General features: G+C 71.9%; 26 protein-coding genes and 1 tRNA gene. 12 read left to right on the top strand and 15 right to left on the bottom strand.

Annotated features, from left to right (window positions below; translation table 11 throughout):
• Positions 1-55: 55 nt before the first annotated feature.
• From PD653B2_RS22440 to PD653B2_RS22430, 3 genes are all read right to left on the bottom strand, one after another.
• Positions 56-2,104 (bottom strand): penicillin acylase family protein, encoded by a 2,049-nt coding sequence (locus PD653B2_RS22440; RefSeq protein ID WP_085874648.1) that lies wholly within the window; start codon positions 2,102-2,104, stop codon positions 56-58.
• Positions 2,105-2,150: 46 nt separating this feature from the next.
• Complete coding sequence (locus tag PD653B2_RS22435; RefSeq protein ID WP_085874647.1) at positions 2,151-3,098, bottom strand: pirin family protein; 948 nt, start codon at positions 3,096-3,098, stop codon at positions 2,151-2,153.
• A 98-nt stretch (positions 3,099-3,196) separates the two neighbouring features.
• On the bottom strand, positions 3,197-5,215 hold the full coding sequence (locus PD653B2_RS22430) for a PAS domain-containing sensor histidine kinase (protein ID WP_133059033.1): 2,019 nt from the start codon (positions 5,213-5,215) through the stop codon (positions 3,197-3,199).
• A 140-nt stretch (positions 5,216-5,355) separates the two neighbouring features.
• Here PD653B2_RS22430 and PD653B2_RS22425 point away from each other — a divergent pair, with 140 nt between their 5' ends.
• The gene (locus tag PD653B2_RS22425) at positions 5,356-6,861 is read left to right on the top strand and encodes a phytoene desaturase family protein (RefSeq protein ID WP_345775758.1); all 1,506 of its coding nucleotides are present in this window, start codon (positions 5,356-5,358) and stop codon (positions 6,859-6,861) included.
• 75 nt (positions 6,862-6,936) lie between these two features.
• Positions 6,937-7,009: transfer RNA gene (locus tag PD653B2_RS22420), tRNA-Lys, on the top strand.
• A 132-nt stretch (positions 7,010-7,141) separates the two neighbouring features.
• Here the strand turns inward: PD653B2_RS22420 and PD653B2_RS25940 are convergent.
• Both PD653B2_RS25940 and PD653B2_RS22415 read right to left on the bottom strand, forming a co-directional pair.
• Positions 7,142-7,267 (bottom strand): hypothetical protein, encoded by a 126-nt coding sequence (locus tag PD653B2_RS25940; RefSeq protein WP_278247493.1) that lies wholly within the window; start codon positions 7,265-7,267, stop codon positions 7,142-7,144.
• Positions 7,264-7,506: a hypothetical protein gene (locus tag PD653B2_RS22415; RefSeq protein WP_133059034.1), complete on the bottom strand. Its 243-nt coding sequence runs from the start codon at positions 7,504-7,506 to the stop codon at positions 7,264-7,266. The genes PD653B2_RS25940 and PD653B2_RS22415 overlap by 4 nt, the downstream gene beginning before the upstream one ends.
• A 222-nt stretch (positions 7,507-7,728) precedes the next feature.
• On the opposite strand from PD653B2_RS22415, the gene PD653B2_RS26100 reads away from it, so the two are divergent.
• Positions 7,729-8,127: an STAS domain-containing protein gene (locus PD653B2_RS26100; RefSeq protein WP_123061261.1), complete on the top strand. Its 399-nt coding sequence runs from the start codon at positions 7,729-7,731 to the stop codon at positions 8,125-8,127.
• Between the two features lie 54 nt (positions 8,128-8,181).
• On the opposite strand, the gene PD653B2_RS22405 is transcribed toward PD653B2_RS26100, so the two are convergent.
• From PD653B2_RS22405 to PD653B2_RS22395, 3 genes are read right to left on the bottom strand one after another with little or no spacing between them, the layout of a single operon-like run.
• Positions 8,182-8,841 (bottom strand): GerMN domain-containing protein, encoded by a 660-nt coding sequence (locus tag PD653B2_RS22405; protein WP_085874643.1) that lies wholly within the window; start codon positions 8,839-8,841, stop codon positions 8,182-8,184.
• Positions 8,841-10,229, bottom strand: a complete 1,389-nt coding sequence (locus PD653B2_RS22400; protein WP_085874642.1) for a HAMP domain-containing sensor histidine kinase — start codon at positions 10,227-10,229, stop codon at positions 8,841-8,843. The genes PD653B2_RS22405 and PD653B2_RS22400 overlap by 1 nt, the downstream gene beginning before the upstream one ends.
• Positions 10,226-10,930 carry a response regulator transcription factor gene (locus tag PD653B2_RS22395; protein ID WP_242665408.1) on the bottom strand — a complete coding sequence of 235 codons (705 nt, stop codon included), beginning with the start codon at positions 10,928-10,930 and terminating at the stop codon, positions 10,226-10,228. Before PD653B2_RS22395 ends, PD653B2_RS22400 begins: the two co-directional genes overlap by 4 nt.
• A gap of 170 nt (positions 10,931-11,100) precedes the next feature.
• On the opposite strand from PD653B2_RS22395, the gene PD653B2_RS22390 reads away from it, so the two are divergent.
• From PD653B2_RS22390 to PD653B2_RS24640, 8 genes are all read left to right on the top strand, one after another.
• Positions 11,101-11,520: a PRC-barrel domain-containing protein gene (locus tag PD653B2_RS22390; RefSeq protein ID WP_085874640.1), complete on the top strand. Its 420-nt coding sequence runs from the start codon at positions 11,101-11,103 to the stop codon at positions 11,518-11,520.
• A gap of 89 nt (positions 11,521-11,609) precedes the next feature.
• The gene (locus PD653B2_RS22385; protein ID WP_133059035.1) at positions 11,610-12,080 is read left to right on the top strand and encodes a hypothetical protein; all 471 of its coding nucleotides are present in this window, start codon (positions 11,610-11,612) and stop codon (positions 12,078-12,080) included.
• A 409-nt stretch (positions 12,081-12,489) separates the two neighbouring features.
• The gene (locus PD653B2_RS22380; RefSeq protein ID WP_242665407.1) at positions 12,490-13,068 is read left to right on the top strand and encodes a helix-turn-helix transcriptional regulator; all 579 of its coding nucleotides are present in this window, start codon (positions 12,490-12,492) and stop codon (positions 13,066-13,068) included.
• A 53-nt stretch (positions 13,069-13,121) separates the two neighbouring features.
• A complete protein-coding gene (locus tag PD653B2_RS22375; RefSeq protein ID WP_089504051.1) occupies positions 13,122-14,183 on the top strand; it encodes a YihY/virulence factor BrkB family protein in 1,062 nt (353 codons plus the stop codon).
• 1 nt (position 14,184) lies between these two features.
• The gene (locus tag PD653B2_RS22370; RefSeq protein WP_085874637.1) at positions 14,185-15,687 is read left to right on the top strand and encodes an FAD-dependent oxidoreductase; all 1,503 of its coding nucleotides are present in this window, start codon (positions 14,185-14,187) and stop codon (positions 15,685-15,687) included.
• A gap of 24 nt (positions 15,688-15,711) precedes the next feature.
• Complete coding sequence (locus PD653B2_RS22365) at positions 15,712-16,131, top strand: PPOX class F420-dependent oxidoreductase (protein ID WP_085874636.1); 420 nt, start codon at positions 15,712-15,714, stop codon at positions 16,129-16,131.
• A 93-nt stretch (positions 16,132-16,224) separates the two neighbouring features.
• The gene (locus tag PD653B2_RS22360) at positions 16,225-17,073 is read left to right on the top strand and encodes a hypothetical protein (RefSeq protein ID WP_207559437.1); all 849 of its coding nucleotides are present in this window, start codon (positions 16,225-16,227) and stop codon (positions 17,071-17,073) included.
• A 138-nt stretch (positions 17,074-17,211) separates the two neighbouring features.
• Positions 17,212-18,513, top strand: coding sequence for a hypothetical protein (locus PD653B2_RS24640; RefSeq protein ID WP_133059036.1), 1,302 nt, complete (start codon positions 17,212-17,214; stop codon positions 18,511-18,513).
• A gap of 38 nt (positions 18,514-18,551) precedes the next feature.
• On the opposite strand, the gene PD653B2_RS22350 is transcribed toward PD653B2_RS24640, so the two are convergent.
• Genes PD653B2_RS22350 through PD653B2_RS22325 form a run of 7 tightly spaced genes read right to left on the bottom strand, consistent with a single transcriptional unit; the run spans position 18,552 to position 24,065 of the window.
• Positions 18,552-20,963 carry a penicillin acylase family protein gene (locus tag PD653B2_RS22350; RefSeq protein WP_085874634.1) on the bottom strand — a complete coding sequence of 804 codons (2,412 nt, stop codon included), beginning with the start codon at positions 20,961-20,963 and terminating at the stop codon, positions 18,552-18,554.
• A 37-nt stretch (positions 20,964-21,000) separates the two neighbouring features.
• On the bottom strand, positions 21,001-21,324 hold the full coding sequence (locus PD653B2_RS22345; protein WP_085874633.1) for a GroES family chaperonin: 324 nt from the start codon (positions 21,322-21,324) through the stop codon (positions 21,001-21,003).
• A 4-nt stretch (positions 21,325-21,328) separates the two neighbouring features.
• Entirely contained in the window at positions 21,329-21,586 is a 258-nt protein-coding gene (locus PD653B2_RS22340; protein WP_085874632.1) for a DUF3618 domain-containing protein, read from the bottom strand.
• 59 nt (positions 21,587-21,645) lie between these two features.
• Positions 21,646-22,398 (bottom strand): energy-coupling factor ABC transporter ATP-binding protein, encoded by a 753-nt coding sequence (locus tag PD653B2_RS22335; RefSeq protein ID WP_085874631.1) that lies wholly within the window; start codon positions 22,396-22,398, stop codon positions 21,646-21,648.
• Positions 22,395-23,063, bottom strand: coding sequence for a cobalt ECF transporter T component CbiQ (gene cbiQ, locus PD653B2_RS22330; protein WP_085874630.1), 669 nt, complete (start codon positions 23,061-23,063; stop codon positions 22,395-22,397). The genes PD653B2_RS22335 and cbiQ overlap by 4 nt, the downstream gene beginning before the upstream one ends.
• Before the next feature lies 1 nt (position 23,064).
• Entirely contained in the window at positions 23,065-23,364 is a 300-nt protein-coding gene (locus PD653B2_RS25445) for a PDGLE domain-containing protein (RefSeq protein WP_242665406.1), read from the bottom strand.
• Positions 23,365-23,369: 5 nt separating this feature from the next.
• Positions 23,370-24,065: an energy-coupling factor ABC transporter permease gene (locus PD653B2_RS22325; protein WP_207559439.1), complete on the bottom strand. Its 696-nt coding sequence runs from the start codon at positions 24,063-24,065 to the stop codon at positions 23,370-23,372.
• 118 nt (positions 24,066-24,183) lie between these two features.
• Here PD653B2_RS22325 and bcp point away from each other — a divergent pair, with 118 nt between their 5' ends.
• A complete protein-coding gene (gene bcp / locus PD653B2_RS22320) occupies positions 24,184-24,666 on the top strand; it encodes a thioredoxin-dependent thiol peroxidase (protein WP_085874629.1) in 483 nt (160 codons plus the stop codon).
• Positions 24,667-24,700 lie beyond the last annotated feature (34 nt).

Below are 24,700 nucleotides of genomic sequence, written 5' to 3'. Positions count from 1 at the left end.
GAACGCGAGCGGCTTCGACCGCCGGACGACCGGTCCGAGTCGGAGCCGGGCAGCATCAGGTGTCCTCCTGGAGCCGGGCCCAGTCGGTCACGATCGGCGCCAGCTCGCCGGCCGCCCACAGCGGCAGCTGGTCGAGGTGGTGCGGGTCCCGGGCGTCGCCGACAGCGCCCAGCGGGACCACCCACCCGCCGGCCTCGCGGTCGGCGAGGTCCCACACGTAGCGCGCCACCGAGCCGCGCGTGCAGGAGTCCGTCAGCCCCGGCACCGAGCCGGTGCACCGCACGCAGTCGATGTCGCCCGAGACCGGCAGCGGCGGCACCGGCGGCGGTGCGAGGTCGGTCGCCACGACGTCGAACGCGTGCACCGGCGTCACGACGTGGGTCGCACCCCAGGTCTCCGGATGACCGGCGGCATCGTCGAGCGCATCGCGGGCGTGCGCCCGCAGGTCGATGCCGTACGGCGTGCCCGCGGCCACCAGCGACTCGAGAGCGAGACCGACCCGGGCGGCGACGTCGAGCCAGGGCGCGAGCACCGGGTCGTCGGTGAGCGGCTCGGCCAGCGGGGCGAGGACGGGCTCCGCCGCGAGCCGCAATGTGAACGCCGAGCGCCAGGCGGCGAACGCCGCGGCTCCCGGGGAGGTGGCGTCCATCCGGCCGTCCCAGGCGACGATCGCGTCGCGCACGCCGAGGCCCGCAGGTCCGGGCGACAGGCCACCGACCAGCTCCTGGAACGCCGGCGCGGTCAGCAGCAGCGCGTCGTCGTGGACCGCGGCGAAGTCGTCGGCCGTGAGGTCGTCCCTCTCGTGGAGCAGGGCGTGGATGCGAGCGGCGCGGTGCGGGGGCGCGAAGCCGGTGCCGACCGCGTCGCTCTCGGGCCCGCGGCGTTCGTTGGCGGTGACGACCTGCCCGTCGGCGGGGACGTCGTGGCGCGGCAGCGGGTCGAGCCAGCCGGTCCACGCCGCCGCCGGGTCCGAGGCGGCGATGACGCCGCGACGGTTGCCTTCGGCACGGACCGGGATCCGGCCGGCCACCCGGTAGCGCACGTCGCCCTCACGGTCGGCGATCACGACGTTGTTGACCGGCTCGACCCAGTCGTCGAAGGCCGCCTCGACGTCCGCCGCCGTGCGCGCGTACAGGAGCGGGAGGAAGGCGTCGAACCCGAGGTCGCCGAGCACCGTCGACGGGGTCCGCACGCTCAGCCCGTGCCCCTCGTCGACGGAGCCGGCGAAGACCGGGCCGCGCGCGGTCGCCACGACCTCGAGCCGTTCGTCGGGCCGACCGGCCACCGTGATCGTCTCGACCCGCGCGTCGGCCGCCTCCCAGCCGGCCGGCCCGAGGGCCTCCACGCCCCGGGACCCGCGGCGCAGCGTCTCGGCGTACACGTCCTGGTAGTCGGCCATCGCGTTCGTGATCGCCCACGCGACCTCGCCGGCGTGCCCGAAGTGCTGCACGCCCGGGACGCCGGGGAACGCGAACCCGACCACGTCGAACTCGTCGCACGAGAGCCGCACCTGCTGATAGACGCCGGGCGCCTCGATCAGCCGGTGCGGGTCGCCGCCGATGAGCGGGAAGCCCGACGCCGTGCGCGACCCGCCGACCGCCCACGCGTTGCTGCCGCTCGCGTGCGGCCCTTCGTGGGACAGCAGCCGGGCGTCGTCGCCCAGGACCTCGCGGGCCCGGGCGTTCCAGAGCTTGCCGGGCAGGCTCGCGAAGAGGAGGTGCTGGGCGAGGAACACCGCGAGCGGCGTCCACGGCTCCCATCTCGTCGGCGAGGCCCCGAGCCGGTCGAACTCCGGCGAGCCGGCGTGCAGGCCGGCGTTCACTCCCTCGACGTACGACGCCACGAACGCCGTCGTGTCCGGTCGCAGCCGGGCGTGCGCCCGGCGCGCGGTCTCGGCCATCCGGGTGCGCCGCGCGAAGCGGTCCCACGGCAGCGCCGCGACGCCGAAGACCTCGGCGGTCGTGCCGGTCGCCCGGCGCCGGAGGAACTCGAGCTGCCAGGCCCGGTCCCGTGCGGTGACCTCGCCCTGACCGTGGGCGAGGTCCGAGATCGAGCCGGCCCGGACGTGCGGGACGCCGTACGCGTCGCGGTGGGTCCGGGCCATGAGAGGTGACGCTAATCGGTCTCGCCGGGCGAGACCACCGAGGAGCTCAGGCCGGGAGGTGCCCGAAGCGGCCCTTCTGGAAGTCCTCGTAGGCCTGCCTGACCTCGGACTGGGTGTTCATCACGAACGGACCGGCCCAGGCGAGCGGCTCACGGATCGGCCGCCCGCCGACCACGATCACGTCCAGCTTCGGCGAGCGGCTCTCCTGCCGGCCGTCGGCGGCGATCGTCAGGTAGTCGCCGGCGCCCAGCACCGCGGCCTGACCCGTCCTGATCGGCCGCGCGTCGGTGCCGACCGTGCCGCTCCCGTTCAGCACGTAGACCAGCGCGTTGAAGCCGACCTCCCACGGCAGCTCGAGCCGGGCGCCGGGCTCGATGGTGGCGTGCACCAGTGACATCGGGGTGTACGTCGCTCCCGGGCCGTCGTGACCGTCGACGGAGCCGGCGATCACCCGCACCAGCGAGCCGGCATCGGCCGAGGTCAGCAGCTGCACCTGCCCGGAGCGGATGTCCTGGTAGCGGGGGTCGGTCATCTTCGCGTCGCGCGGGAGGTTCACCCAGAGCTGGATGCCGTGGAAGAGACCGCCCTGCTGGACCAGCCACTCCGGCGGGGCCTCGATGTGCAGCAGGCCCGACCCGGCGGTCATCCACTGGGTGTCGCCGTTGGTGATGGTGCCGCCGCCTCCGTGGCTGTCCTGGTGGTCGAAGGTGCCGTCGATGATGTAGGTGACGGTCTCGAAGCCGCGGTGCGGGTGCCAGGGCGTGCCCTTCGGCTCGCCCGGCGCGTACTCCACCTCGCCCATCTGGTCCATCATGATGAACGGGTCGAGGTGCTGGAGGTCGATGCCCGCGAAGGCGCGACGGACCGGGAAGCCCTCTCCCTCGTAGCCCTGCGGTGCCGTGCTGATCTGCAACACGGGTCGCGGCTGGTCACCCAGGCCGGGCTCGCGGAGTCGGTCGAGGACGGTCAGGTCGTCGACGGTGACAGCGGGCATCTGCCCACCTCCTGGGATCGGTGTATCGGAACAGCCGACCCAACAATGGTTGAAAGTTGAATATTCCGGGCGGAGCGCCGGCGAGCGAGGAGCGGGCGTCAGCCCGGCGCGAGCACCGGCAGCCGCACCCGGAAGGTCGTGCCCTCGCCCGGCGCGGACTCCACCGACATGGAGCCGCCGTGCTTCTCGACGATCGCGCGCGCGATCGACAGGCCCAGGCCACTGCCCGGGATCGCCTGCTCCTGCGCGAGCGACGACCGGAAGAACCGGGTGAACAGCTTCTCCTGCTCCTCGAGCGGGATGCCGATGCCGGTGTCCGCCACGCTCAGCAGGGCGGACTCGTCCTCGGTCACCAGACCGACGTCGATCCGGCCACCCTCGGGCGTGAACTTCACGGCGTTGCCGACCAGGTTGATGACGACCCGCTCGAGCATGTCGCGGTCGCCGAGGAAGGGGATCGGGTCGTCGGGCAGGTCGATGGTCATCTCGAGGTCACGCCGTTCGAGGGTGGGCGCGACCACCGCACAACCGGCGGCGACGATCTTGCGCAGGTCGACCAGTCGGTCCACGAACACGAGCCCGTCCTCCTGGACGCGCGAGAGCGTGAGCAGGTCGTCGATCAGCGACAGCAGGCGGGCGCTGTTCGCGCCGACCCGCCGCACGGCGTCGAGCTGCTCCTCGTGGAGGTCGCCGTACACGCCGTCCTCGAGCATCTCCGTATAACCGAGGATGCTGGTGATCGGCGTGCGCAGCTCGTGGCTGACGCTGGAGACGAAGGCGTCCTTGACCTGGTCGACCTCGCGCAGCCGCTCGACCGCACGGCGCTCGCTCTCCAGCGCCTCGAGCGCCGCCTCCTGGGCCCGCAGCCGCTCGGTGATGTCCTCCGAGGTGCTGACGTAGCCGAGCAGCTTGCCGCGGTCGTCCTCGATCCGGTTGAGCGACATCGAGTGGCTGCGCTCCTCGCCGTCCTTGCGCAGGAAGCGCATGTCCGTCGGGCCGACCATGGCCACGATCGCCTTGGCGACGGCTTCGAAGTCGTTGGCGACCCCGAGCTCGGCCGCCTTCTCCGCGATCGCCTCGTCGGAGTGCAGGCTGCGGGTCGTGTGGCCCGTCATCTCCTCCGCGGTGTAGCCGAGCAGCCGCTCGGCGCCGGGGTTGAAGAGCGTGACCCGGGCGTTCTCGTCCGTGCCGATGATCGCGACCCCGGACGCGCCGTGCACGATGTTCTGCACCCGGTCGCGCTCGCCGGCAACCTGCCGCGCGTTCTCCAGCTGCTCCCCGACGCTCAGCATCAAGGGGATGACGATCAGCGCGCAGTCGACGATGAACGTGCAGAGCAGGATCCCCTGCACGTCGGGGTCGAGGCCGTAGCGGTCGACCACCGCGAACGGGCCGTGCCCGCGCGTGGTCAGCGCGATCGCGATGCCGAGCACCGCGAACAGCTGGGCCAGCGCCTCGTAGGCCCCGTCGCGCAGGGCGGCCCAGCCCAGCAGCGGGATGACCAGGAAGACGATGGCCGGGAAGTCGTCGAGGGCGAAGACGATCGGGGTGACGGTCAGGACCAGCACCCACTGCACGATGCGTTCCGCGAGCGGCGCCATGCCTCCGTGGCCGCGGAGCTTGGCGAAGAACGGCGTGACGGCGAGCTGGGAGGCCAGGCCGGAAGCTGCGAGCGCCAGCGCGAGCAGGCCCGGTGTGCCCCACCCCGTCACCTCGCTCGTCAGCGCCGCGCCACCCGCGACGGCCACGGCGCCGGCCGCGGACGCGAGGATGAAGCGGGCCAGCTCGCGGTCGGTGTAGAGCGTCGGCCGGGTGCGCACCCCGTTGGTGAAGATCCGCCAGAACACCCACGTCTCGAGGGTGATGGCGCCCGCGAGGCCGATCGAGACGTCGAGGGGGCGTCCGGTCCAGATCGTGACCACCGCGATCAGGAACACCAGCGCGAGCACCACCGAGGTCGGGGGGCGCCGAGCGACGAGCAGGGGCGCCGACGCCAGGGCCACCGGCCAGATGCCGATCGCATGCCCCTCGGCGGGCGAGCCGTAGACCGCAAAGATGCCGAAGACGGCGGCACCCGCGAGCAGGCCGACGACGTACATCGCCCTGGACTTCGTCACTACCCACCCCTCCCGAGCGGTCGTGCCTTCACCGGCAAGATCCATCTTGGCGGGTGCGCGGCTCGGTCGCGCGCGCGACCTGCCGATGTGGTGCGAAGCCATGATCCCGACAGCGTGGAGCCGTGGCCTAGGTTGGGTCGGTGAACTCGGTGAACAAGCAGTACGACGTGGTCGTCGTCGGAGGCGGTCACAACGGACTCGTCGCGGCTTCCTACCTCTCGCGTGCGGGCCTGTCGGTCCTCGTCCTGGAGCGCCTCGGCCACACCGGCGGCGCCGCGACGTCGGGCTACGCCTCCCTCCTCCCGCCGGTGCCCGAGCGGCTGCTCGCCGACCTCGGGCTCGACCTGCCCCGGGTCTCCCGGTCGATCGCGTCGTACACGCCGACCCTCCGGGACGGGAAGCCCGGCGGCCTGCTCGTGCAGCGACCGGAGCAGGGGGAGACCGAGAAGTCGTTCCGCGAGCTCACCGGCGGCGACGACGAGTACGCCGCCTGGCGGGCGTTCTACGCAGACGCCGGCGACCTGGCCCGCGCCGTCGCCCCGACCCTCCTCGAGCCGTTGCCGCCCGAACGCGCCGTCCGCGACCAGGTCCACCCCGGCACCTGGGACGCCTTCGTCGGCCGCCCGCTCGGCGAGACCATCGAGGCCCGGTTGTCGGACGACACCGTGCGCGGGATCGCGGCGAGCGACGCCCTGACCGGGTCCTTCGCCTCGCTGCACGACCGGTCACTGGTCCAGAACCGGTCCTTCCTCTACCACCTGATCGGCCACCACACCGGCGGGTGGGACGCGCCCGTCGGCGGCATGGCCGCGCTCACCGACGCCCTCGCGCAAGCCGCGACCGCGGACGGCACCGAGGTGGTCACCTCGGCCGGCGTCAGCCGCATCGAGGCCGGCGCCGACGGCGCCGAGGTGACGTGGCACGACGGATCCGGCTCGCACACCGTGGCCGCGCGCTTCGTGCTCGCGAACGTCGCACCCTGGGTGCTGGGCATCCTCCTCGGCCAGGGCGAGGACCCGGAGTCCAAGCCGGAGGGCGCCCAGGTCGCCATCGACCTCGTGCTCGACCGGCTGCCCCGCTTCACGTCGGGGATCGACCCCGAGGTCGCCTTCGCCGGCACGCTCCACCTCGGCCCGGGCTACGCCGAGCTCGCCGCGGCGTACGACGACGCGGCCGCAGGCCGGGTGCCGGCGGCGCTGCCGGGCCGGATCGTCGCGGAGCCGACCGCCGGCGCCTACGCGTTGACGTACGTCGGCCGGCACACCCCGGCGTCGCTCTTCGAGCACGACCCCGAGGGCGCCAGGGAGCAGGCCGTCTCGCGCGCCCTGGCCTCGCTCGACCAGCACCTGGTCGAGCCGATCCAGTCGTGCCTCGCGACCGACGCCGCCGGTCGTCCCCGGATCCGGGTGACGCTCCCCCAGGACCTCGAGCGCGACCTCGCGATGCCGGGCGGGCACCTCTGCCACGGTGACCTCGAGTGGCCCTGGGCTCCGCACCGCTCCCGGCTCGAGACGCCGGCCCACCAGTGGGGCGTGCAGACCGACGTCGCGTCGGTGCTGGTCTGCGGCTCCGGATCGCGCCGGGGCGGCGGCCTGTCGGGGCTCGGCGGGCACAGCGCGGCGCAGGCCGTCCTCGCCTCGCTCTGACCCGGCCTGCCGGCGCGCTCCCCGATTTTTCCCGATCCATCCCCGCTGGTAGAGTTCACGTCGCTTCACCAGCACGCGGCATTAGCTCAATTGGCAGAGCAGCTGACTCTTAATCAGCGGGTTCGGGGTTCGAGTCCCTGATGCCGTACCGCAAGAGCCCCTGACCGGCGAAAGCCGAGTCAGGGGCTCTTCACGTTGTACGCTGCGATGCCGGAACACCCTCACGGGCTCGGCGCGCTGGGGGGCCGCCGCTGCGCGACCGGCTCGACCGCATTGCTCGTCAACAGAGCCGGCGCAGGAGCTGGACCATCCTGAGCCGACGCTCGATCCGCACCGAGCCCTGCCGCGAGCGGGCCACGACCTCGTCGCGCCGCCTGGCGCGCTCCGGGGTCAGGCGCGACGTCACGACGCCGCTCTCACGATGAACTGCACGCGGTGACCGGCGCACGTCTCGGCGTCCAGCTCGCCGTCCTCGAGGCGCTGGGCCGCGTCCGGCCCGACATACAGCCGGCCGCCCTGGCGTTCGAGGGTGTGGTCTCCCGGCTGGGGTCCCGATACGGCCCGGACCTGGAGAGGCGCGTCCAGTCCTTCGTCGGCGGCGATCCGCACGCCGGCCATCGGCATCGTGGTCGGGTGGGCAGTCACTCGCTGAATGATGTCGAGGGCCCGGGGAGTGATCGTCAACATGGTGGTCGCCTCCTGGTCTCCTGTGCTCGGGGAATCCGATGACACGCTCTCCATCCAGACATCCCCGGGGACCGCGGACAAGTGTTGCGACGAAGTGCTCGAACCTCGACCGCGAACCGTCATCAGGCCGCAACAAAGCTGACGATGAGACTGTCATGAGGCGCTGGAACCGTGTCACCCATGGACGACAGCAGCACACCTGGCTCAGGGGCGACGGCAGGGTCTCGGCACCCCGTGGCAGGCGCGTGGCCTCCGCCGGTCGACCATCAGCCCCCCGAGGTCCTGATGAGGCTGCCGGGGGGCGGTCCACCGGAACGCGGGGCCGCGCAACGACACCTGGATGCACTGCTCGAGCGAGGCCCCCGAACGCTCGAGGTGGACCTGTCCGAGATCTCGCATCTCTCGTCGACCACCGTCACCACGCTGCTGTGGATCCAGCGGCGCTGCTCGGTCCGCGGTGTCAGGGTCGTGATCTGTGCGGCATCGAACCGGAACTTCAGCGCCCTGCGGCGCATCGGCCTGGTGGCTGTCGAGTCGACAGCGGCGGGGTCCTCGCCGGCACGCGGACCGGACCGGTGACGAACAGCGCCGGCGGTGAAGCGGCACCTGACGAGCCGCGCTCGTACCCTCACGTCACGAGGGAGCACATCCCCCGCCCTGAGCACCCTGCTCACGGTGGGGCAGCAGATCCGCATAGTCCTCGGCGGTCACGGGGCGGTCGGTGAGGGCACCGCCGGGCAGAGGGACGGACACGGGCCCGTCGGCGTTCACCAGCAACACCGACTGGACGCCGGGCGCGGAGGCCGCAGACATCACGATCTGACCCACGGCGGCCGGCAGTCGGTCTGCGCTGATCGGGGTCGCTGGATCGACCTCGACCTCGACCGTGGCCGTGCCGTCCTGGATGCTCACGAGGTCGAGCACGGTGCCCGGAGGGATCGCGGTGGACCGGCCGGCGGCGCGTGCGTCGTCTCGCGGCCCGGCGCCCAGCTCCCCCAGGACGCGCTCGACCGAGTCCTGGGACCGCTCGCGGCAGGATGCGTCTGCCGCAGTCGGGATGAGCCGGTCGTCATCCCGCAGCCAGAAGACCAGAGGCGTCGAGTTCGAGGTCCCGCCGTCGCCGGAGACGCTCGGGGCAGGCACGGCCGAGTCGAGGAGTCGGTACGGGACATCGTCGTCGTCGACGCGCTGAGCGTGTCCGTCACCCGGCAGGCCGCACGATGCCATGACCAGCACGGCGCCGGCCCCCAGGACACCTGCCGCGCCGGCCCGCCACCGCCGTGCTCCAGCCATCACGGCGCGACTCCCGTCGCGTGCGTGGTGGTGGGCAGCCTCACGACGAACGCGGCGCCGCCCCCTCCTCGCTCGGTGCACCAGACGTCACCGTGGTGGTTGCGCACGGTCTGTTCGACGATGCTGAGACCGAGCCCGCTTCCGGTGCCCAGCTTCTCACCTCCGGCGCGGGCGAACCGCTCGAAGATGCGGCTCCGCTCCTCCGGCGGGACGCCCGGCCCACAGTCCTCGACCTGGATGTCGACGTAGTCTCCGCCGTCCACGACCCGGACGCCCGTCAGGCCGCCGCCGTGAATGTCGGCATTCATGAACAGGTTCGCCAGCGCGCGGACCATCTGGGGGCGCTCCACCACGATCATCGGATCCGACGAGCGTGCAGGCTCGTACGAGAGCAGCGCGGCCGGCCGATCGGTCGCCTGAAGCGCTTGGCTCACCAGATCGCGGGCGCCGAGCACGGACGGTCGGACCTCAGGCACCCCGGCGTCGAGTCGACCCAGCGCGACCAGGTCCTCCAGTGCACGACGGAACCGGGTGAGCTCGTCGGTCATCAGCTGGACGGCGCGGGTGGAGCGGGGCGAGAGATCGGTTGCACGCTGGAGCAGGCTGAGGCTGGTCGTCAACGTCGTCACCGGGGTCCGGAGCTCGTGGCTGACATCGGCGGCGAAGCGGGCGTCCCGCTCGATGCGGTCGTGCACAGCGTCGACCATGTTGTTGAAGGCGCCGACCAGGGCGGCGAGGTCGGGATCGTCGGTGTCCTTGAGTCGCGTGGTCACGTCACCACCTGAGACCCGGACGGCCGCCGACGTCACGTCGCGCAAGGGTGCCAGGACCCGGCGGCTGGCTGTTCGACCCAGCCCGGCTCCGGCGATCGTGGTGAGCGCGGCACAGATGCCCAGCGCGACCGCCAGGGTCCGAAGAGTCCGGTCGAGTTCGTCTGCGACGGCTACCTCGTAGTACTCGGCGTCGACGGCCGGGATGGGGATCCCCACCACCACGGCGTGGGGGCTCGTGGCATCCGTCCAGCCGACGCCCGCCGACCCGTCCTCCACAGCCGCTTGGACCTCGGTCGTCAGCTCGGGCCCGGGGCCGTCCAGCGACGAGGCGTACCACGTGCCGTGGCGGCGGACGTAGATGAACGAGCCCGCCGGCGCCGAGATGGATCCGAGGACGTCGCTGACCTGGGCGCCTGAGGTCAGCAGGCTGTCGCGGACCAGAGCGCCGTCCGCGAAGGCTTGCCGGGTCGCCGTTCGTTCTCGTTGCTCGACGAGGAAGTGGCGAGCGGAGAAGTAGGTCCCCAGGGCCAGCGACGCCGACAGAGCAAGGGCGCCGAGCGCGAAAGCCAGGGTGACTGCCGATCGCAGTCCCCGTTTCCGGCGGACACCCGTCATCGCACGTCGAGCCGATAGCCCAGCCCACGCACGGTGATCAGTGTCGAGGGCGCGCTCGGTTCGAGCTCGAGCTTCTTGCGCAGGCGTCGTACGTGGACGTCGACGATGCGTTCGTCGCCGAAGAAGCCGCGGTCCCACACGTGCTCGAGCAGCGAACTACGGCTGAGCACTCGTCCTGCGTTCTCGGCGAGCACGCCCAGGAGGCGGAACTCGGTGTGCGTGAGGTGGATCTCCGCGGACCCACGGGTCAGGGTCCCCGCGCCTTGGTCGAAGACGAGTGGCCCGGCCACACTGTCCAGCACCAAGGCGTCCTCGGGCCCGCGCGTATCGCTGCTTCCCATGGACGGGCGACGCAGGAGCGCTCTGAGCCGCGCCTTGATCTCGTCGACGACGAATGGTTTGGTCACATAGTCGTCGGCGCCGGCCTCCAGAGCGGCCACGATGTCCTGGACCCCGTCCCGGGCGCTGATGACGACGATCGGCGCCTCGGTCTGCGGACGGGCACGCTGGATGAACGAGAACCCATCCATCCCGCCCAGCATCAGGTCCACCAGCATCAGGTCTACGCCGTGACGACCGAGTGCCGTGAGCCCGTCCTCGGCACTGGCGGCCTCGGCGACCTCGTACCCGTCGTCCTCGAGCACCATCCGAAGCGAGGACCGGAGACCGTCGTCGTCCTCCAGCACCAGGAGTCTCGTCACCACCCCGAGCCTAGTCGACCGCCTGCCGGACCCCGGGTGACGACGTGGGTGCAGGTCAGCAATGTCACGCAACTGCAAAGTGCCCGCGGTCTGCCCGCCATCCGTCTCCGCCATAGTGAAGGTGAGGGCGCGCTGATCGAACGGCAGCGTGGGACGAGGAGGAACAGAACATGGCGAGTACCGCCACGGACCAGTCGAGCCTCGCACGGCTGGAAGACGTCGATGCGGTGCTCGCGCACGCCTCCGACGACCTGACCGGCCAGACGGTCGTCGACCCGAACGGGCATCGCGTCGGCGAGGTCGACGGCCTGATCATCGACCTGGACGAACGCCGGGCGAGACTCCTGATCGTCGCGTCGGGTGGTCAACTGGGACTCGCACGAGTGCGTCGTCTCCTCCCGGTCGATGCCGTGACGCGCATCGACGACCGGGTGCACATCGAGGTAGCCCACGAGGACGTCCACAGCGGCGCCGAGTACCGCCCCGGGGTCGGGCCCTCCCCCCGTTACGCCGACGTGTACGCCCACTACGGCTACTCGCCGTACTGGGATGCGTCCTATGTCAGCCCGTACTTCCTTCGACGTACGTGACGGCGCCGGTCAGGGACGACACCGAGCACGAGAGCGGATCCGGCGGGCCGCCGATCCTGGATGGCCCCACACACGGAAGGACGTCGAGCATGTCCGAGATGCCCGGCCGTGATGCGTCCGACCGCGGGCACCGGCGAACGGCCCTCGCGGTCGGCGGACGAGCGGGCGCCGGTGACGGGGCCCGAGGGTCCTGGACAACACTTCCGCCACTCGCCCGACTCGGTGGCGGGCTGGCTCTCCTGGTGTCCGCCTGGCTGCTCGTGATCCAGTGGGGACTCCTCCCCTTCTCCCACACCGGACGTGCCACCGCCATCCGGGGACTGGTGATCGCGATCTTCGTTGCCGTCGCCGCCCTGCGGCAGCTGGCCGGCCCGCACATGGTCGCGGCAGCAGTGCTGGGTGTGGGTGGGCTGCTGCTGGTGGTGTTCGGGTTCGCCTTCCCGCACGTGTCCGCGGCCGCCGCCGCGAACGACGTCTCTTGCGGTGTCCTGCTGCTCCTCGCTGCCGCAGTCGGCGCAGCCCTGCCCCGCCATCGACCCCTCCACCGAGCGGCTCGATGAGCCCAGCGCGGGTCGGGGTCCGCCAGAGGCTGACGCCCTCGACCGGCGGGCGCAGGAACCGTCGCCTCGCAGTCGGCGATCTACGTCGGACGGGTGATCGTGGACCTGGGACGAGCGACGTGAGCCAGCGGCCGTCCGTCGGCTCGACGGCGGCGCCGGAGCGGTCGCGGTCACCGACGCCGACGGGGCGCTGGTGGGCTGGGTGCGACATCGCGACGTGTTGACCGCTCTCGGGTCCTGACCACGCCAGTCCCGGCGAGAGCCCGCACGAGGTGGCTCCCCGGACCCGGTGGACACGTGCCGGCGCGCGGCGCGGGGGGCGCGCCGACCGCGCACCCGGACAAAATCACCCCTTCGGGCGTAACGTCAGAGTTGGTCGCGGCATTCGGGCGTCGCCACGATGTGACCTGTGCACCAGCCGCCCCCGAGCGTCGGGATCGTGAGCCACCAGGAGGTGCTCGGCAAGGGCCTGATCGCCATGCTCGCCGAGCATCCCGGTCGCTCCGTGATCGTCGACGCCCACGACGCCGACGTCGTGCTCTACGACGTCCTGGGGCTGCACCGCAACGACGGGACCGACCTCGACGAGCTCCTCGGCCGCGACACCGGCGTCGTGGTGGCGATCAGCCGCGACCTCCGGCCCGACCTGCGCGCACGGGCGCTGGCCCGGGGTGCGCACGGCTGGGTGTCGATGAGCGCCCGGTCCGACGAGCTGATCGACGTGGTCGAGGCGGCCGCCTCGGGCGCACCGCTGCCGGGACCCGACGACCCGCTCGGGCGCGAGAAGGGCCTGACCGACCGCGAGGTCGAGGTGCTGTCGCTGGTGACCCAGGGGCTCAGCAACAACGAGATCGCCGTCCGCCTCTTCCTCTCGATCAACTCGGTCAAGAGCTACATCCGGTCGGCCTACGCGAAGATCGGCGTCCGGTCGCGGACGCAGGCGGTCGCGTGGTGCCTGCTCCACGGGTTCGCGCCACCCGAGGCCTGAGACGGATCCCGCGGCCGGGCATGGCCCGGGCCCGGGTCGGGCACCGCGAGGCCATGGCCCAGCAGACGGAGACACGCGCCGACGAGGACCCCGACGCCGGCAAGGTGGACTCGCCGACGGACCTGTCGAAACGGTCCTGGCGCTACGTGCTGCGCAAGACCGTCCGCGAGTTCTCCGGCGACCAGTGCACGGACCTGGCCGCGGCGCTCACCTACTACTCGGTCCTCGCGGTCTTCCCGGCCGCGATCGCGCTGACCTCGCTGCTCGGCCTGGTCGGCAAGGGGACGGACAGCGTGAACACGCTGCTCGACATCGTCGGCGACCTCGGCGGCGCGTCGATGGTCGAGAGTGTCCGCGATCCCCTGCTCGAGATCAGCCAGTCCCAGGGCGCAGGGCTCGCGTTCGTGCTCGGCCTCCTCGGCGCGCTCTGGTCGGCGAGCGGCTACGTCGGCGCCTTCGGCCGGGCGATGAACCGCGTCTACGAGATCCAGGAGGGGCGGCCGGTGTGGAAGCTCCGGCCCGTGATGCTGCTGCTGACGCTCGTGCTGGTGGTGCTCGCGGCCGCGGTGCTGCTCGCGCTCGTCGTGACCGGCCCGGTCACCGACTCGGTCGGCAGCGCCCTCGGGGTCGGCTCGACCCTCCGGGTCGCGTGGGACATCGCCAAGTGGCCGGTGATCCTGCTGGTCGTCGTCCTGATCGTCGCGCTGCTCTACTACGCGACACCCAACGTGAAGCAGCCGAAGTTCCGCTGGGTCAGCATCGGCGCCGTGCTGGCGATCCTCACCTGGATCGTGGTGTCCGCGGCCTTCGGCTACTACGTGGCGAACTTCTCCTCCTACGACAAGACGTACGGCGCCCTCGGTGGCGTGATCGCCTTCCTGCTGTGGCTCTGGCTGACCAACCTGGCGCTGCTCTTCGGCGCCGAGCTCGACGCCGAGCTGGAGCGCGGCCGCGAGCTGGAGTCCGGGATGCCGGCCGAGCGGTCCATCCAGCTGCCCCCGCGCGACACCCACGGCATCGACAAGGCGCGAGCCAAGGACGAGGACGACGAACGACGGGGCCGGGCGATCCGGCTCGGCCTTCGGACCCGGCACCACGACCACGAGAAGGACTGACATGGCGCTCACCTCCGTCTGGCGGGACCGCAACCCCCGACCCGACCCCGCCGGAGCCGCGGCCTCCGGCGAGTGGGACGTGATCGTCGTCGGCGCCGGCATCACCGGCCTCACGACAGCCGCCCTGCTGTCTCGCGCCGGGAAGTCCGTGCTGGTGGTCGAGGCGCGCCGGGTGGGTTCCGGCACCACCGGCGCCAGCACCGCCAAGGTGAGCCAGCTCCAGGGCACGCAGTACTCGCGGATCTCGCAGCGGCACCCCGCCTCCGTGCTGCGCCAGTACGCCGACGCCAACACCGAGGCGATGGAGTGGGTCACGCAGTTCTGCGACCACCACGGAGTCGACCTCCAGCGCCGCCCGGCCTACGTCTACGCGACGTCCGACTCCGGCGTCCGGTCGATCCGGTCCGAGCTCGACGCGCTCCACCGTGCCGGCCTGGAGTCGGCCACGTGGGTGGACGAGGCGCCGCTGCCGTACCCGATCAGCGGCGCCGTGCTGATGCCCGACCAGCGCCAGGTGGACCCGCTGGAGCTGCTCGACGCGCTGGCCGCCGACGCCACCGCGCACGGCGCGACGATCGTCGAGAGCGCCCGGGTGCGGCGGGTCCACGGACACCGGCCGGTGCGCGTCTCGACGGAGGCCGACGAGGCGACCGGGGCGACCGTGGTGATCGCGACCAACATGCCGATCCTCGACCGGGGCGGCTTCTTCGCCCGCGCCGAGCCCGCACGTTCCTACGGCCTCGCGTTCCGCACGCCGACCCAGGCCGTGGACGGGATGTACCTGTCCGCGGACTCACCGAGCCGTTCGCTGCGCGACGCCCCCACCGACGGTGGCAGCCTGCTGCTCGTCGGTGGCAACGGGCACAAGCCGGGCGCCGCGGTCTCCGAGCAGAGCCGCATCGACGACCTGCGCGCATGGACCCGACGGCACTTCCCCGACGCGCAGGAGACGCACGCCTGGTCGGCCCAGGACTACGTGCCGACCCGCGGGCTGCCGTACGTCGGGCCGATCCTGCCCGGGACCGACGACGTGCTGGTGGCCGGCGGCTACTCCAAGTGGGGCATGACCAACGGCGTTGCCGCGGCACTGGCCCTCGCGGGCCGGATCCTCGGCGGCCACCAGGAGTGGGCGTCGGCCTTCGAGCCCTGGAGCACCCGCGAGCTCAGCGGGCTGCCGGGTGACCTCAGGGTCAACGCCGAGGTCGGCTTCGAGATGACGACCGGCTGGATCCGTCCGCTCCTCCGTCCGGGCGCGGGCAGTCCACCCGCCGAGGGCGCGGGCAGCGTCCGCCTCGACCGGGTCGGACCGCCCACCGCGACGTCGCGGGTCTCCGGCGTCGAGCGTCGCGTCTCCGCCGTGTGCACCCACCTGGGCGGCGTGGTGCGCTGGAACGACGCCGAGGCGAGCTGGGACTGCCCGTTGCACGGCTCGAGGTTCGGACCGGACGGCGACGTCCTCGAAGGTCCGGCCACCTGCGGTCTGCGGCGGCTCGCGGCGGACTGACGCCTCCGGGTGCATGCTGGGGCCATGGACATCGACGAGGCCGTCGCGGCAGCGCGCGCCAACCGGCACGGCGTACTCACCACCATCAAGAAGGACGGACGACCGCAGCTGTCCAACGTGCTGCACACCGTCGACGACGCCGGCGTGCTGCGGGTCTCCACGACCGCCGACCGGGCGAAGTACGCCAACCTCCGCCGTACGCCGTGGGCGGCGGTGCACGTCAACGGCGCCGACTTCTGGTCGTACGCCGTGATCGAGGGCGACGTCACCTTGTCGGACGTCGCGGCCGGCCCGCACGACGCGGCCGTCGAGGAGCTGGTCGAGCTCTACCGCTCGCTGTCGGGCGAGCACGACGACTGGGACGACTACCGCGCGTCGATGGTGAACGACCGCCGGGTGGTCGTCCGGATCACCCCGACGCACGCCTACGGCATGCTCCGCTGACCCGGACGCCATAACCCGGGCCCGTCCGCGCTCGTTCGCCTGGTGGGAGATCACCGATGAGGGAGCGCCATGTCCGTCCGCAGGCTCGTGTCCATGTCCGCCGCACTGGTCGCCGCGCTCACGTTCGCCGGTGCCGCGCCGGCCGACGCCGGCAAGCCGCACCGGGTGGACCGCTGGGCCTCGGCGGCGAAGGCTACCGTGCACCCCGGCACGATGATGTACACGAAGGGCGCCCAGTGCACCGCGAACTTCGTCTACACCGACCGCACCGGGCACGTGTACGTCGGCTACGCCGCCCACTGCGCGGGCAAGGGCGAGGCCACCGACACCGACGGCTGCTCGACGACGTCGCTCCCGCTCGGGACCAAGGTCGTCTTCACCGAGGGCGGCAGCCTCGTCGACGGAGGCACCCGCCTCGCGACCGGCAGGCTCGCCTACTCGTCCTGGCTGACCATGGGGAAGCTCGGCACGACCGGCGCCAACGCCTGCGCCTACAACGACCTGGCCCTGGTCCGCGTCGCGGCCGACGACGTCGAGAAGATCAACCCGTCGGTCCCCTTCTGGGGCGGACCGACCGGCATCGACACCGACGGCACCGCCGCCGGCGACGAGGTCTACACCTACGGCAACTCGAGCATCCGGGGCGGCACCGAGCAGCTGTCACCCCACACCGGCACCAGCCTCGGTGACAACGCGGCCGACGGCGGCTGGTCGCACCCGCTCTACACCGCCTCGCCCGGCATCCCCGGTGACTCCGGCTCCGGCTTCATGACCGCCGACGGCTCGGCGATCGGGGTGCTCTCGACCCTCGGGCTCGCGCCGCTGCCCGCGTCGAACAACATCGGCGACCTGGCCAAGGAGCTGACGTTCGCGCAGCACCACTCCGGCATCACGGGGCTGCAGCTCACGAAGGGCACCGAGCCCTTCGCCGCGCTCCCCTGAGCGTGCGGAGGTCGTTTTCTCAAGACAACCGCAAGGTTCGTCCCCGGGCGACCCACGGTTGCTCCACGGCACGGTGACATCGCGAATTCTCGTGCGACTCTCCTCTCCTAGACCGCTCCACCCCCCGAGGAGAACCCTGTGCGAGCCCGACTCGTCTCCGCCGCCGTCCTGGCGGCCGCCGTCGTCGTCCCGGTCCTCGCCGTCGCCGGACCGGCGTCGGCAGCCCGTGGCAACGACGGGACCATCAAGGTCGCCGAGGTCAACGACGTCGGCACCGAGAGCAACGACCCGCACGTCGCCTGCACCTTCGCGCTCGAGTGGTACGGCTTCGACGCGAAGGCGGTCTCCACCGTCTCGTTCGAGGCCGTCGCCCCGACGAAGGACGCCGCGCCGACGGTCGTCTCCGGCGCGACCACGGTGACGCTGGAGGACGACGCGGCCAAGGGCGGGACCGACCTGGACGGCCGCGAGATCTACACCCTCAGCTTCCAGGGTGAGCCGCAGAAGAACCAGGGCTACCACGTCGGCGTCACGACGAGCACGACCGGTTCCCAGGGCAACGACTCCAAGTCGAAGACCTTCTGGGTCGGTCCGTGCGAGACGACGGACCCGGGCACCACCGACCCGGGCACCACCGACCCCGGCACCACCGACCCCGGCACCACCGACCCCGGCACCACCGACCCCGGCACCACCGACCCCGGCACCACCGACCCCGGCACCACCGACCCGGGCACCACCGACCCCGGCACCACGGACCCCGGCACCACCGTCCCGCCGGTCACGACCGACCCGGCTCACCCGACCGACGCGGTCGTCCCGTGGGACTGGAACTGGGAGTACGCCGACCCGGCCTGCGACGCGCTCACGGTCGACTACCCGTCGAACATCCCCGACGGTCAGGCCAACGACGTCAACATCCGGGTCCAGACCGACAGCGGCCCGGTCACCCTCAACTTCCACCACAACGAAGGCACCTGGTCCGGTCGCACGGTCTTCACCTACGCCGGCCACCCGGGCTGGCCGGCCGACCTGACGTCGTACGACGTGGTCTGGGTCCAGGTCGGTGGCACCAACTACCACTGGCAGGGCAGCGTCTCCTGCTCGTCGACCACCTCGTCGGACGACGAGGTCGTCGAGCCGGCCGTCACCGACGTGTCGGGCTTCCGCTCGGGCTTCACCACCCTCGGCCGCGGCGCCACCGTCGCCGCCGACACCGTCGAGGTCGAGCAGGCCGGCTCCGAGGCACTGACCCTCGAGCAGTTCACCGGGGGCACCTGGCAGGTCGCCAAGACCGTGGCCACCAACGACCGCGGGGTGGCCCGGGTGACCTACCCGCGGCTCACCGCCCGGGGCACCTACAAGTTCCGCCTGACGGTCTCGCAGACGATCAGCACCACCGGCGACACCACCGGGGTGCTCACCGTCCGGGTCCGCTAGCCGGAGCTCGTCCTCCGCGGCCGGCGCACCCGGACTCGTCAGCCGCGGAGGACGAACCTCCGCACCAGGTCCTTGCGGATCTGGGCGTCGGTCCACGCGAAGTGCACCCACCGCTTCTGCGAGAACATCCGGGTCTGGTCGGTCGAGTACGGCGAGCGCGGGTTCTCGGACTGCCCGTAGGTGAGGATCGTGCGGGCGTCGACCCGCCCGCCCGGCAGGAACGAGATCGCCTGGATGTGCGACGAGCCGTAGGTGATCGGCCGGTAGTGGTCCTTGTTGTCCTTCACCCAGCGCGAGGCCAGGGCGTTGGCGTTGCCGGCCGCGTCGCCGGTGCCGCCGCCCAGCGGGATCGGCGGGGCGCCCCGGTCGCCGGCGACCTGGAGCGAGCCCCAGGTGGCGTCGAAGGGGATGCCGCGGTCGCGCAGCGACGCGATCGCGTCGCTCATCGCCTGGACCACCTGCGGGTTGGCGACGTCGAGGTCACGCGGCGTGTTCAGCGGGTCGTCGGCGTCGAACTGCGTCCGCCACACCGGGTCGGCCTCGCCGACCGGAGCCGACGGGAGCCGCTGGATGAACTCCTCGAAGATGTGGACGCCGACCGAGTCGGTGTTCGACCTGCCGTCCCAGTCGTGCAGCACCTGGCAGGCCTCGGTCTCACCGGTCGCGTCGCAGAGGGTGTCGAGGTCGCCGTTCTCCCGCATCACCTCGGCCGCCATCACCCGGTTGGCGTGCTCGTGGCCGCGCAGGCTCTTCGGCGACTCCTTCCTGCCCGTCGCGAGCCGGTCGATCACGTAGTGGGAGACCATCCGGGTCCGCATCGTGCGCACGCACTGCTCGCAGCCGATGATGCCCGCGTAGCCCTCGATCGGCTGGGCGGGGTTGGGCAGCCAGTAGGAGTCGTTGGCGTTCATCACCCAGTCGCGACGGACCTCCGAGGGCAGGTTGCCCGGCCCGAAGATGCCCGGCCGCTCCGCGTCGTCGTCGGTCCGCCACGCGCAGCTCGAGTCGGCGAACGTGCCGTCGAGCCCCGGCAGCCCGGCCACCTCGTCGAGGACCCGGCCGGTCGGCGTCATGCACGCCTCGGCGAGGTCGTCGGGCACGTTCGGCACCACCGAGTGGTCGGCGTAGAGGACGTTGCCGTCGCGGTCGGCCGCCGTGGTGTTCACCCACGGCATCCCGCCGCCGGCGTCCTGCCTGCGCAGCAGGTCACGCACGCCGGTCGCCTTGCCCATGTCGAGGAAGGTGTCGATCGTGCGCAGCTGCTCGCCGTTGGCGTCGCGGATCGCCCACAGGCTGGCCCGCCCCCACGGCATCAGCAGCGCGGGCGCGTCGATCACGTAGCCCTGAGGCGTGCGGTAGAGGTCCTCGGTGGCGGTGCCGAGTGAGCCGTCCTTCTTGCGGACCCGCACCTTCACGGTGCGGTGCTCGAGCTCCTGCGGGCCAGCGTCGGTGAGGTACGTCGTGCCGGGGCCGGGCGTCTTGTACTCGTACGGCGTGAAGCGGTAGGCCGTGGACACGGTGTGGCTCCACGCGACGTCCTTGTTCCAGCCGATGTTGATGGCGGGCGACCCGATCAGCGAGGCGCCGGCGACGTCGTACCTGCCGGGGATCGTGAGGTGCTGCTGAGTGAAGTGGTAGCGCCCGCGCCACGGGAAGTGCGGGTTGCCGAGCAGCATGCCCTTGCCGGTCGTCGTGGCGTCGCCGCCGACCGCGGTGGCGTTGGAGCCGAAGGGCGACTCGGGGTCGCGGCCGAGCCCCACGAGCAGCTTCTCGCGGTCGACCTGGGCGGCCTTCACCGGGACCTCGGGCAGGCCCGGGTCGTCGGCCGAGGGCGGCTCGGCGTCGACGATCTCCTTGACGAAGACGCCGCTCGACGCGAGCAGGTTGGCGAGGTAGACGCCGTACCAGAGGTCGATGGGCTTCACGTCGGGCCGGAGGTAGCGCGCGCCGTGGCAGGCGGGGTCGGTCACGCCGTTGCGCCCGGTCTTGCGCAGGTAGCGGTTGGCGCCGGCGACGTAGCCCTTCACCAGGGCGCGGGCCTGCTGACCGGGCCCGGCCAGCGGGTCGGCGAGCAGCTTCTCGACGACCCGGCGGTTGTGGAGGTCGGTGACGAACGCGTCGACCTGGAGGTTGGACGCGTCCAGGGTGACCTGGTCGTTGTAGCGACCGGTCGGCCCGAACCAGCGCGACCGCTCGCCCCGGGCGGTGACCACGGTGTCGGCGAGGGTGCAGATCGAGTCCTGCGCCGCGGCGAACCCGCTGCCGAAGCCGAGCGAGCCGAAGTCGTGGGCGGTGATGTGCGGGATGCCGTGCTTCGTGATCTCGACCGTGGCCTGGTAGCGCGGCTTCGGTGTCGAGGGGGCCGCGTCGGCACCCCCGCCGGGGAGGGCGACCGCGGTGAGCGGGAGCAGGGCGGCGCTGGCGGTCAGGGCGAGCAGGCGTCGGAGCATGTCGACTCAACCGGCGGCGACGCCCGGAGGTTACGTGCTAGAGATAGAGACCGGTCGACTCGTCGGCGACCCGCTCGGCGGCGACGGCGTGCACGTCGCGCTCGCGCATCACGACGTAGAGCTCGCCGTTGACCTCGACCTCGGCCTTGTCCTCGGCGTCGAAGAGCACCTTGTCGCCGAGCTCGACGGCACGGGCGTGCGGACCGACCGCGACGACCTTCGACCAGGTCAGCCGGCGGGCGCCCATCGCCGCGGTCGCGGGGATGACGATGCCGCCCGACGACCGGCGCTCGCCCTGCTCCCGGTCGACCTCCACGAGCACCCGGTCGTGGAGCATCTTGATGGGGGTCTTGTCGGACATGTCCTTAACGAACGACCTTGCGGACGACGACGAAGAACGCGATCACACCGACCACGCCGCCGACGGCCTTGAGGATGTTGTCGGTGCGCGGCTGGCCCGTCTCGAGGTCGACGAAGTGGCCCTTGATGGTGGTCACCTGGCGTCCCGCGATGGTCTTGGGGCTGACCCGGTGGGCGAGCTGGTCGATCGTGCCCGCCAGGCGTTCCCTGGTCTCCTCGATCTCGCGTTCGAGGGAGGACAGCTGCTTGTTGTCCTGGCTCACGGGTTCTCCTGGCGTTCGATGGGGTCGGGTTGGAGGCTATCAACCGGTGCGGTACCCAGTCAGGGCCGGGGACCCACGGTTCGCGGGTCGAATCCGAAAGGAAGTTCCAGGCGGTTGGCGCGCATCAGCGCGTCGTCGGTCAGCACGTCGTAGGTCGGCCCGTCGGCCACCACCGACCCGTCGCTGAGGACGACCGCGCGCGGGCACAGCTCGAGGGCGTACGGCAGGTCGTGGGTGACCATCAGCAGCGTCACGTCGAGCGAGCGCAGGATGTCGGCGAGCTCGCGGCGCGAGGCCGGGTCGAGGTTGGACGACGGCTCGTCGAGGACCAGGATCTCGGGCTCCATCGCGAGCACCGTGGCGACGGCGACACGACGGCGCTGGCCGAAGGAGAGGTGGTGGGGCGGGCGGTCGACGAAGTCGGCCATTCCGACCAGGTCGAGCGCGTGCATCACCCGGCGGTCGAGCTCGGGGCCCTTGATGCCGAGGTTGGCCGGGCCGAAGCCGACGTCGGCGCGCACCGTGCCCATGAAGAGCTGGTCGTCGGGGTCCTGGAACACGACGCCCACCCGGCGCCGGATCTCCTGGAGGTGGGCCTTCTCGACCGGCAGCCCGCTGACGGAGACCGACCCGGCGCCCGCGGTGAGGATGCCGTTGAGGTGCAGCACCAGCGTGGTCTTGCCGGCGCCGTTGGGCCCGAGCAGCGCGACCCGCTCCCCCTGGTGCACGTGGAGGTCGACGCCGTACAGCGCCTGGTGACCGTCCGGGTAGGCGTAGGCCAGCCCGCGGACGTCGAGGACCGGTGTGCTCATCGGGGCATCCGGCCCGTGTAGCCGCGCGACAGCATCGCGAGGTGCACCCGCTCGCCGCGCTCGTAGCTGCGGATGAACAGCGCGCCGAGCGAGCGGGCCAGCACCGGCCAGTGCCGCGGGTTGCGCGCCGAGAAGCCACGGGAATCGCGCGCCACCTTCATCCGCTGCATCTCGCCGGTGACGACGTCGAGGTAGCGCACCATGAACGCCATGATCTGCACCAGCTGGTTCGGCAGGTGCAGCCGCTCCAGCCCGCGCAGGAGCTCCTGCGGCTCCGTGGTCGCGGCGAGGGTCAGGCTCGCGAGGACGCCGAGTGTGCCCTTGACCAGCAGCGCCCAGGCGGCGAGCAGCCCGTGCTGGCTCACCGTCACCCCGAGCACCTCGGTGGTCGGCCCGGTCGCGACGAAGGGCAGCAGCAGCGCGAAGAAGAGGAACGGCACCTCGACGACGCAGCGCTTCAGGATGTAGGTCACGGGCACCCGCGAGAGGGCGATGACGGCCACGACCACCAGCAGATAGAGCCCGAAGACCGGGTACCACTCCCGCGGGGTGGCGACCACCACGAGCATGAACGCGAGCAGCGTCAGGATCTTCAGGTGCGCCGGAGCGCGGTGCACGGGCGAGTGCCCGTGGAAGTGCAGCTTGTGGCCGTGCCCGGCGCCCACGTCAGGAGACCGGCTTGCGGCGTCGTACGACGAGCGCGAGCCCGCCGGCCAGCACGAGGACCACGACGACCCCGGCCACGCCGGCCAGCCCGCCCGAGAGCCGCTGGTTGTCGACGTCCTTGGCGGAGTAGCCCGCCAGCGGGCCGTCGGCCGCCGCGTGCTGCTTCTCGGTGCGGGAGATGCCGGTGTCCTGCGCGACCCGGTTGAGTCCGTCGGGCGCGGAGGAGGCGTAGTAGCTCACGACCCCGGCCAGGAGCAGGGCGACGACGAGGATCCCGAGCGCGACCCACTTCGTCGACACCGCCCTCACGCTGCCGCGCCCGTCGACGTGCGCACCTCGAGCTCGCGGCGGGCCAGGACGCGGCGCGCGCCGTACACGAGGTCGGGGCGGACGGCGATGATGCTCGCCACGGCGAGGAAGGTGATGACGGCCTCGCCGATGCCGATCAGCACGTGCACGCCGATCATCGCGGTGGCGAGGTGGTCGAGCGGGATGTCGGCGGTGCCACCGATCTCGTAGAGCACCACGAAGAGCGTCGCGGCGACGGGGACCGACAGGAGGGCGGCCGCTCCGGCGCAGAACGGCACCAGCGTGAGCCGCTTCGGGAGCACCACCTGGAGGCCGCGGAAGACCAGCCAGCCGACCACGACGGTCGTGACGCCCATCAGCATGATGTTGGTGCCGAGCGCGGTGATGCCGCCGTCGGCGAAGAGCAGGGACTGCACGAGGAAGACCACGCTCATGCAGAGCACGGCGGTGAACGGGCCGACCAGGATGGCCGCCAGCGCTCCCCCGAGCAGGTGGCCGCTGGTGCCGGACGCGACCGGGAAGTTGATCATCTGCGTGGCGAAGACGAACGCCGCGACGAGGCCGGCCATCGGGGCGGTCTTGTCGTCGAGCTCCCGGCGAGCGCCTACGAGGGCGACCCCGACGCACGCCACGGCGGCCGCGCCCGTGGCGACGGACGTCGGTGCGTCCAGGAACCCGTCGGGGACGTGCATCGTGACTCCTCGCGGCGGTCGGTAGGTTGGGCCCGGCCCGATGGATCGGGCTTCGCGCCTACCCTAGGTTATTGCACATCATTCGCGACAAGCGCCTTCCCGGATTGGAGCCATTCCCGTGAGCGAGACCCCGCGCCTCTCCCCCGGCGACACCGCACCGGAGTTCACGCTCCCCGACGACACCGGCACGGACGTCGCGCTCGGCGACTTCCTCGGGCGCAAGGTGATCGTCTACTTCTACCCGTCGGCGATGACCCCGGGCTGCACCAAGCAGGCCTGCGACTTCACCGACTCCCTCGACTCCCTGCAGGCCGCGGGCTACGAGGTCGTCGGCATCTCGCCCGACTCGCCTTCGAGGTTGGCGAAGTTCCGCGAGAAGGAGGGCCTCACGATCACCCTGCTCTCCGACCCGGACAAGTCCGTGCTCACCCAGTACGGCGCGTTCGGTGAGAAGAAGCTCTACGGCAAGACCGTCCAGGGCGTCATCCGCTCCACGGTCGTCGTCGACGAGGACGGCAAGGTCTTCCTCGCGCAGTACAACGTCAAGGCCACCGGCCATGTCGCCAAGCTGCGCAAGGACCTCGAGCTGAACCTGGCCTGAGCGCTGCTCGCCAGTGCGGGTTTCACCGGTCGGC

Origin of the sequence: Nocardioides sp. PD653-B2 (assembly GCF_002117935.1) — a bacterium.
Lineage (GTDB): Bacteria > Actinomycetota > Actinomycetes > Propionibacteriales > Nocardioidaceae > Nocardioides.
The sequence above is the reverse complement of the archived record's forward strand: the minus strand, read 5'-3'. Positions and strand labels throughout refer to the sequence as shown.

Bases quoted from the DNA above. Each gene is read 5' to 3' on its own strand.
- PD653B2_RS22370 (WP_085874637.1), top strand. From the start codon at position 14,185: ATGGCGCTCACCTCCGTCTGGCGGGACCGCAACCCCCGACCCGACCCC.
- PD653B2_RS22365 (WP_085874636.1), top strand. From the start codon at position 15,712: ATGGACATCGACGAGGCCGTCGCGGCAGCGCGCGCCAACCGGCACGGC.
- PD653B2_RS22390 (WP_085874640.1), top strand. From the start codon at position 11,101: ATGGCGAGTACCGCCACGGACCAGTCGAGCCTCGCACGGCTGGAAGAC.
- PD653B2_RS22345 (WP_085874633.1), bottom strand. From the start codon at position 21,324: ATGTCCGACAAGACCCCCATCAAGATGCTCCACGACCGGGTGCTCGTG.
- PD653B2_RS22325 (WP_207559439.1), bottom strand. From the start codon at position 24,065: ATGCACGTCCCCGACGGGTTCCTGGACGCACCGACGTCCGTCGCCACG.
- PD653B2_RS22385 (WP_133059035.1), top strand. From the start codon at position 11,610: ATGTCCGAGATGCCCGGCCGTGATGCGTCCGACCGCGGGCACCGGCGA.
- PD653B2_RS22375 (WP_089504051.1), top strand. From the start codon at position 13,122: ATGGCCCAGCAGACGGAGACACGCGCCGACGAGGACCCCGACGCCGGC.
- PD653B2_RS22405 (WP_085874643.1), bottom strand. From the start codon at position 8,841: ATGGCTGGAGCACGGCGGTGGCGGGCCGGCGCGGCAGGTGTCCTGGGG.
- PD653B2_RS22335 (WP_085874631.1), bottom strand. From the start codon at position 22,398: ATGAGCACACCGGTCCTCGACGTCCGCGGGCTGGCCTACGCCTACCCG.
- PD653B2_RS22350 (WP_085874634.1), bottom strand. From the start codon at position 20,963: ATGCTCCGACGCCTGCTCGCCCTGACCGCCAGCGCCGCCCTGCTCCCG.
- PD653B2_RS26100 (WP_123061261.1), top strand. From the start codon at position 7,729: ATGGACGACAGCAGCACACCTGGCTCAGGGGCGACGGCAGGGTCTCGG.
- PD653B2_RS22360 (WP_207559437.1), top strand. From the start codon at position 16,225: ATGTCCGCCGCACTGGTCGCCGCGCTCACGTTCGCCGGTGCCGCGCCG.
- PD653B2_RS22440 (WP_085874648.1), bottom strand. From the start codon at position 2,104: ATGGCCCGGACCCACCGCGACGCGTACGGCGTCCCGCACGTCCGGGCC.
- PD653B2_RS22435 (WP_085874647.1), bottom strand. From the start codon at position 3,098: ATGCCCGCTGTCACCGTCGACGACCTGACCGTCCTCGACCGACTCCGC.
- PD653B2_RS22400 (WP_085874642.1), bottom strand. From the start codon at position 10,229: ATGACGGGTGTCCGCCGGAAACGGGGACTGCGATCGGCAGTCACCCTG.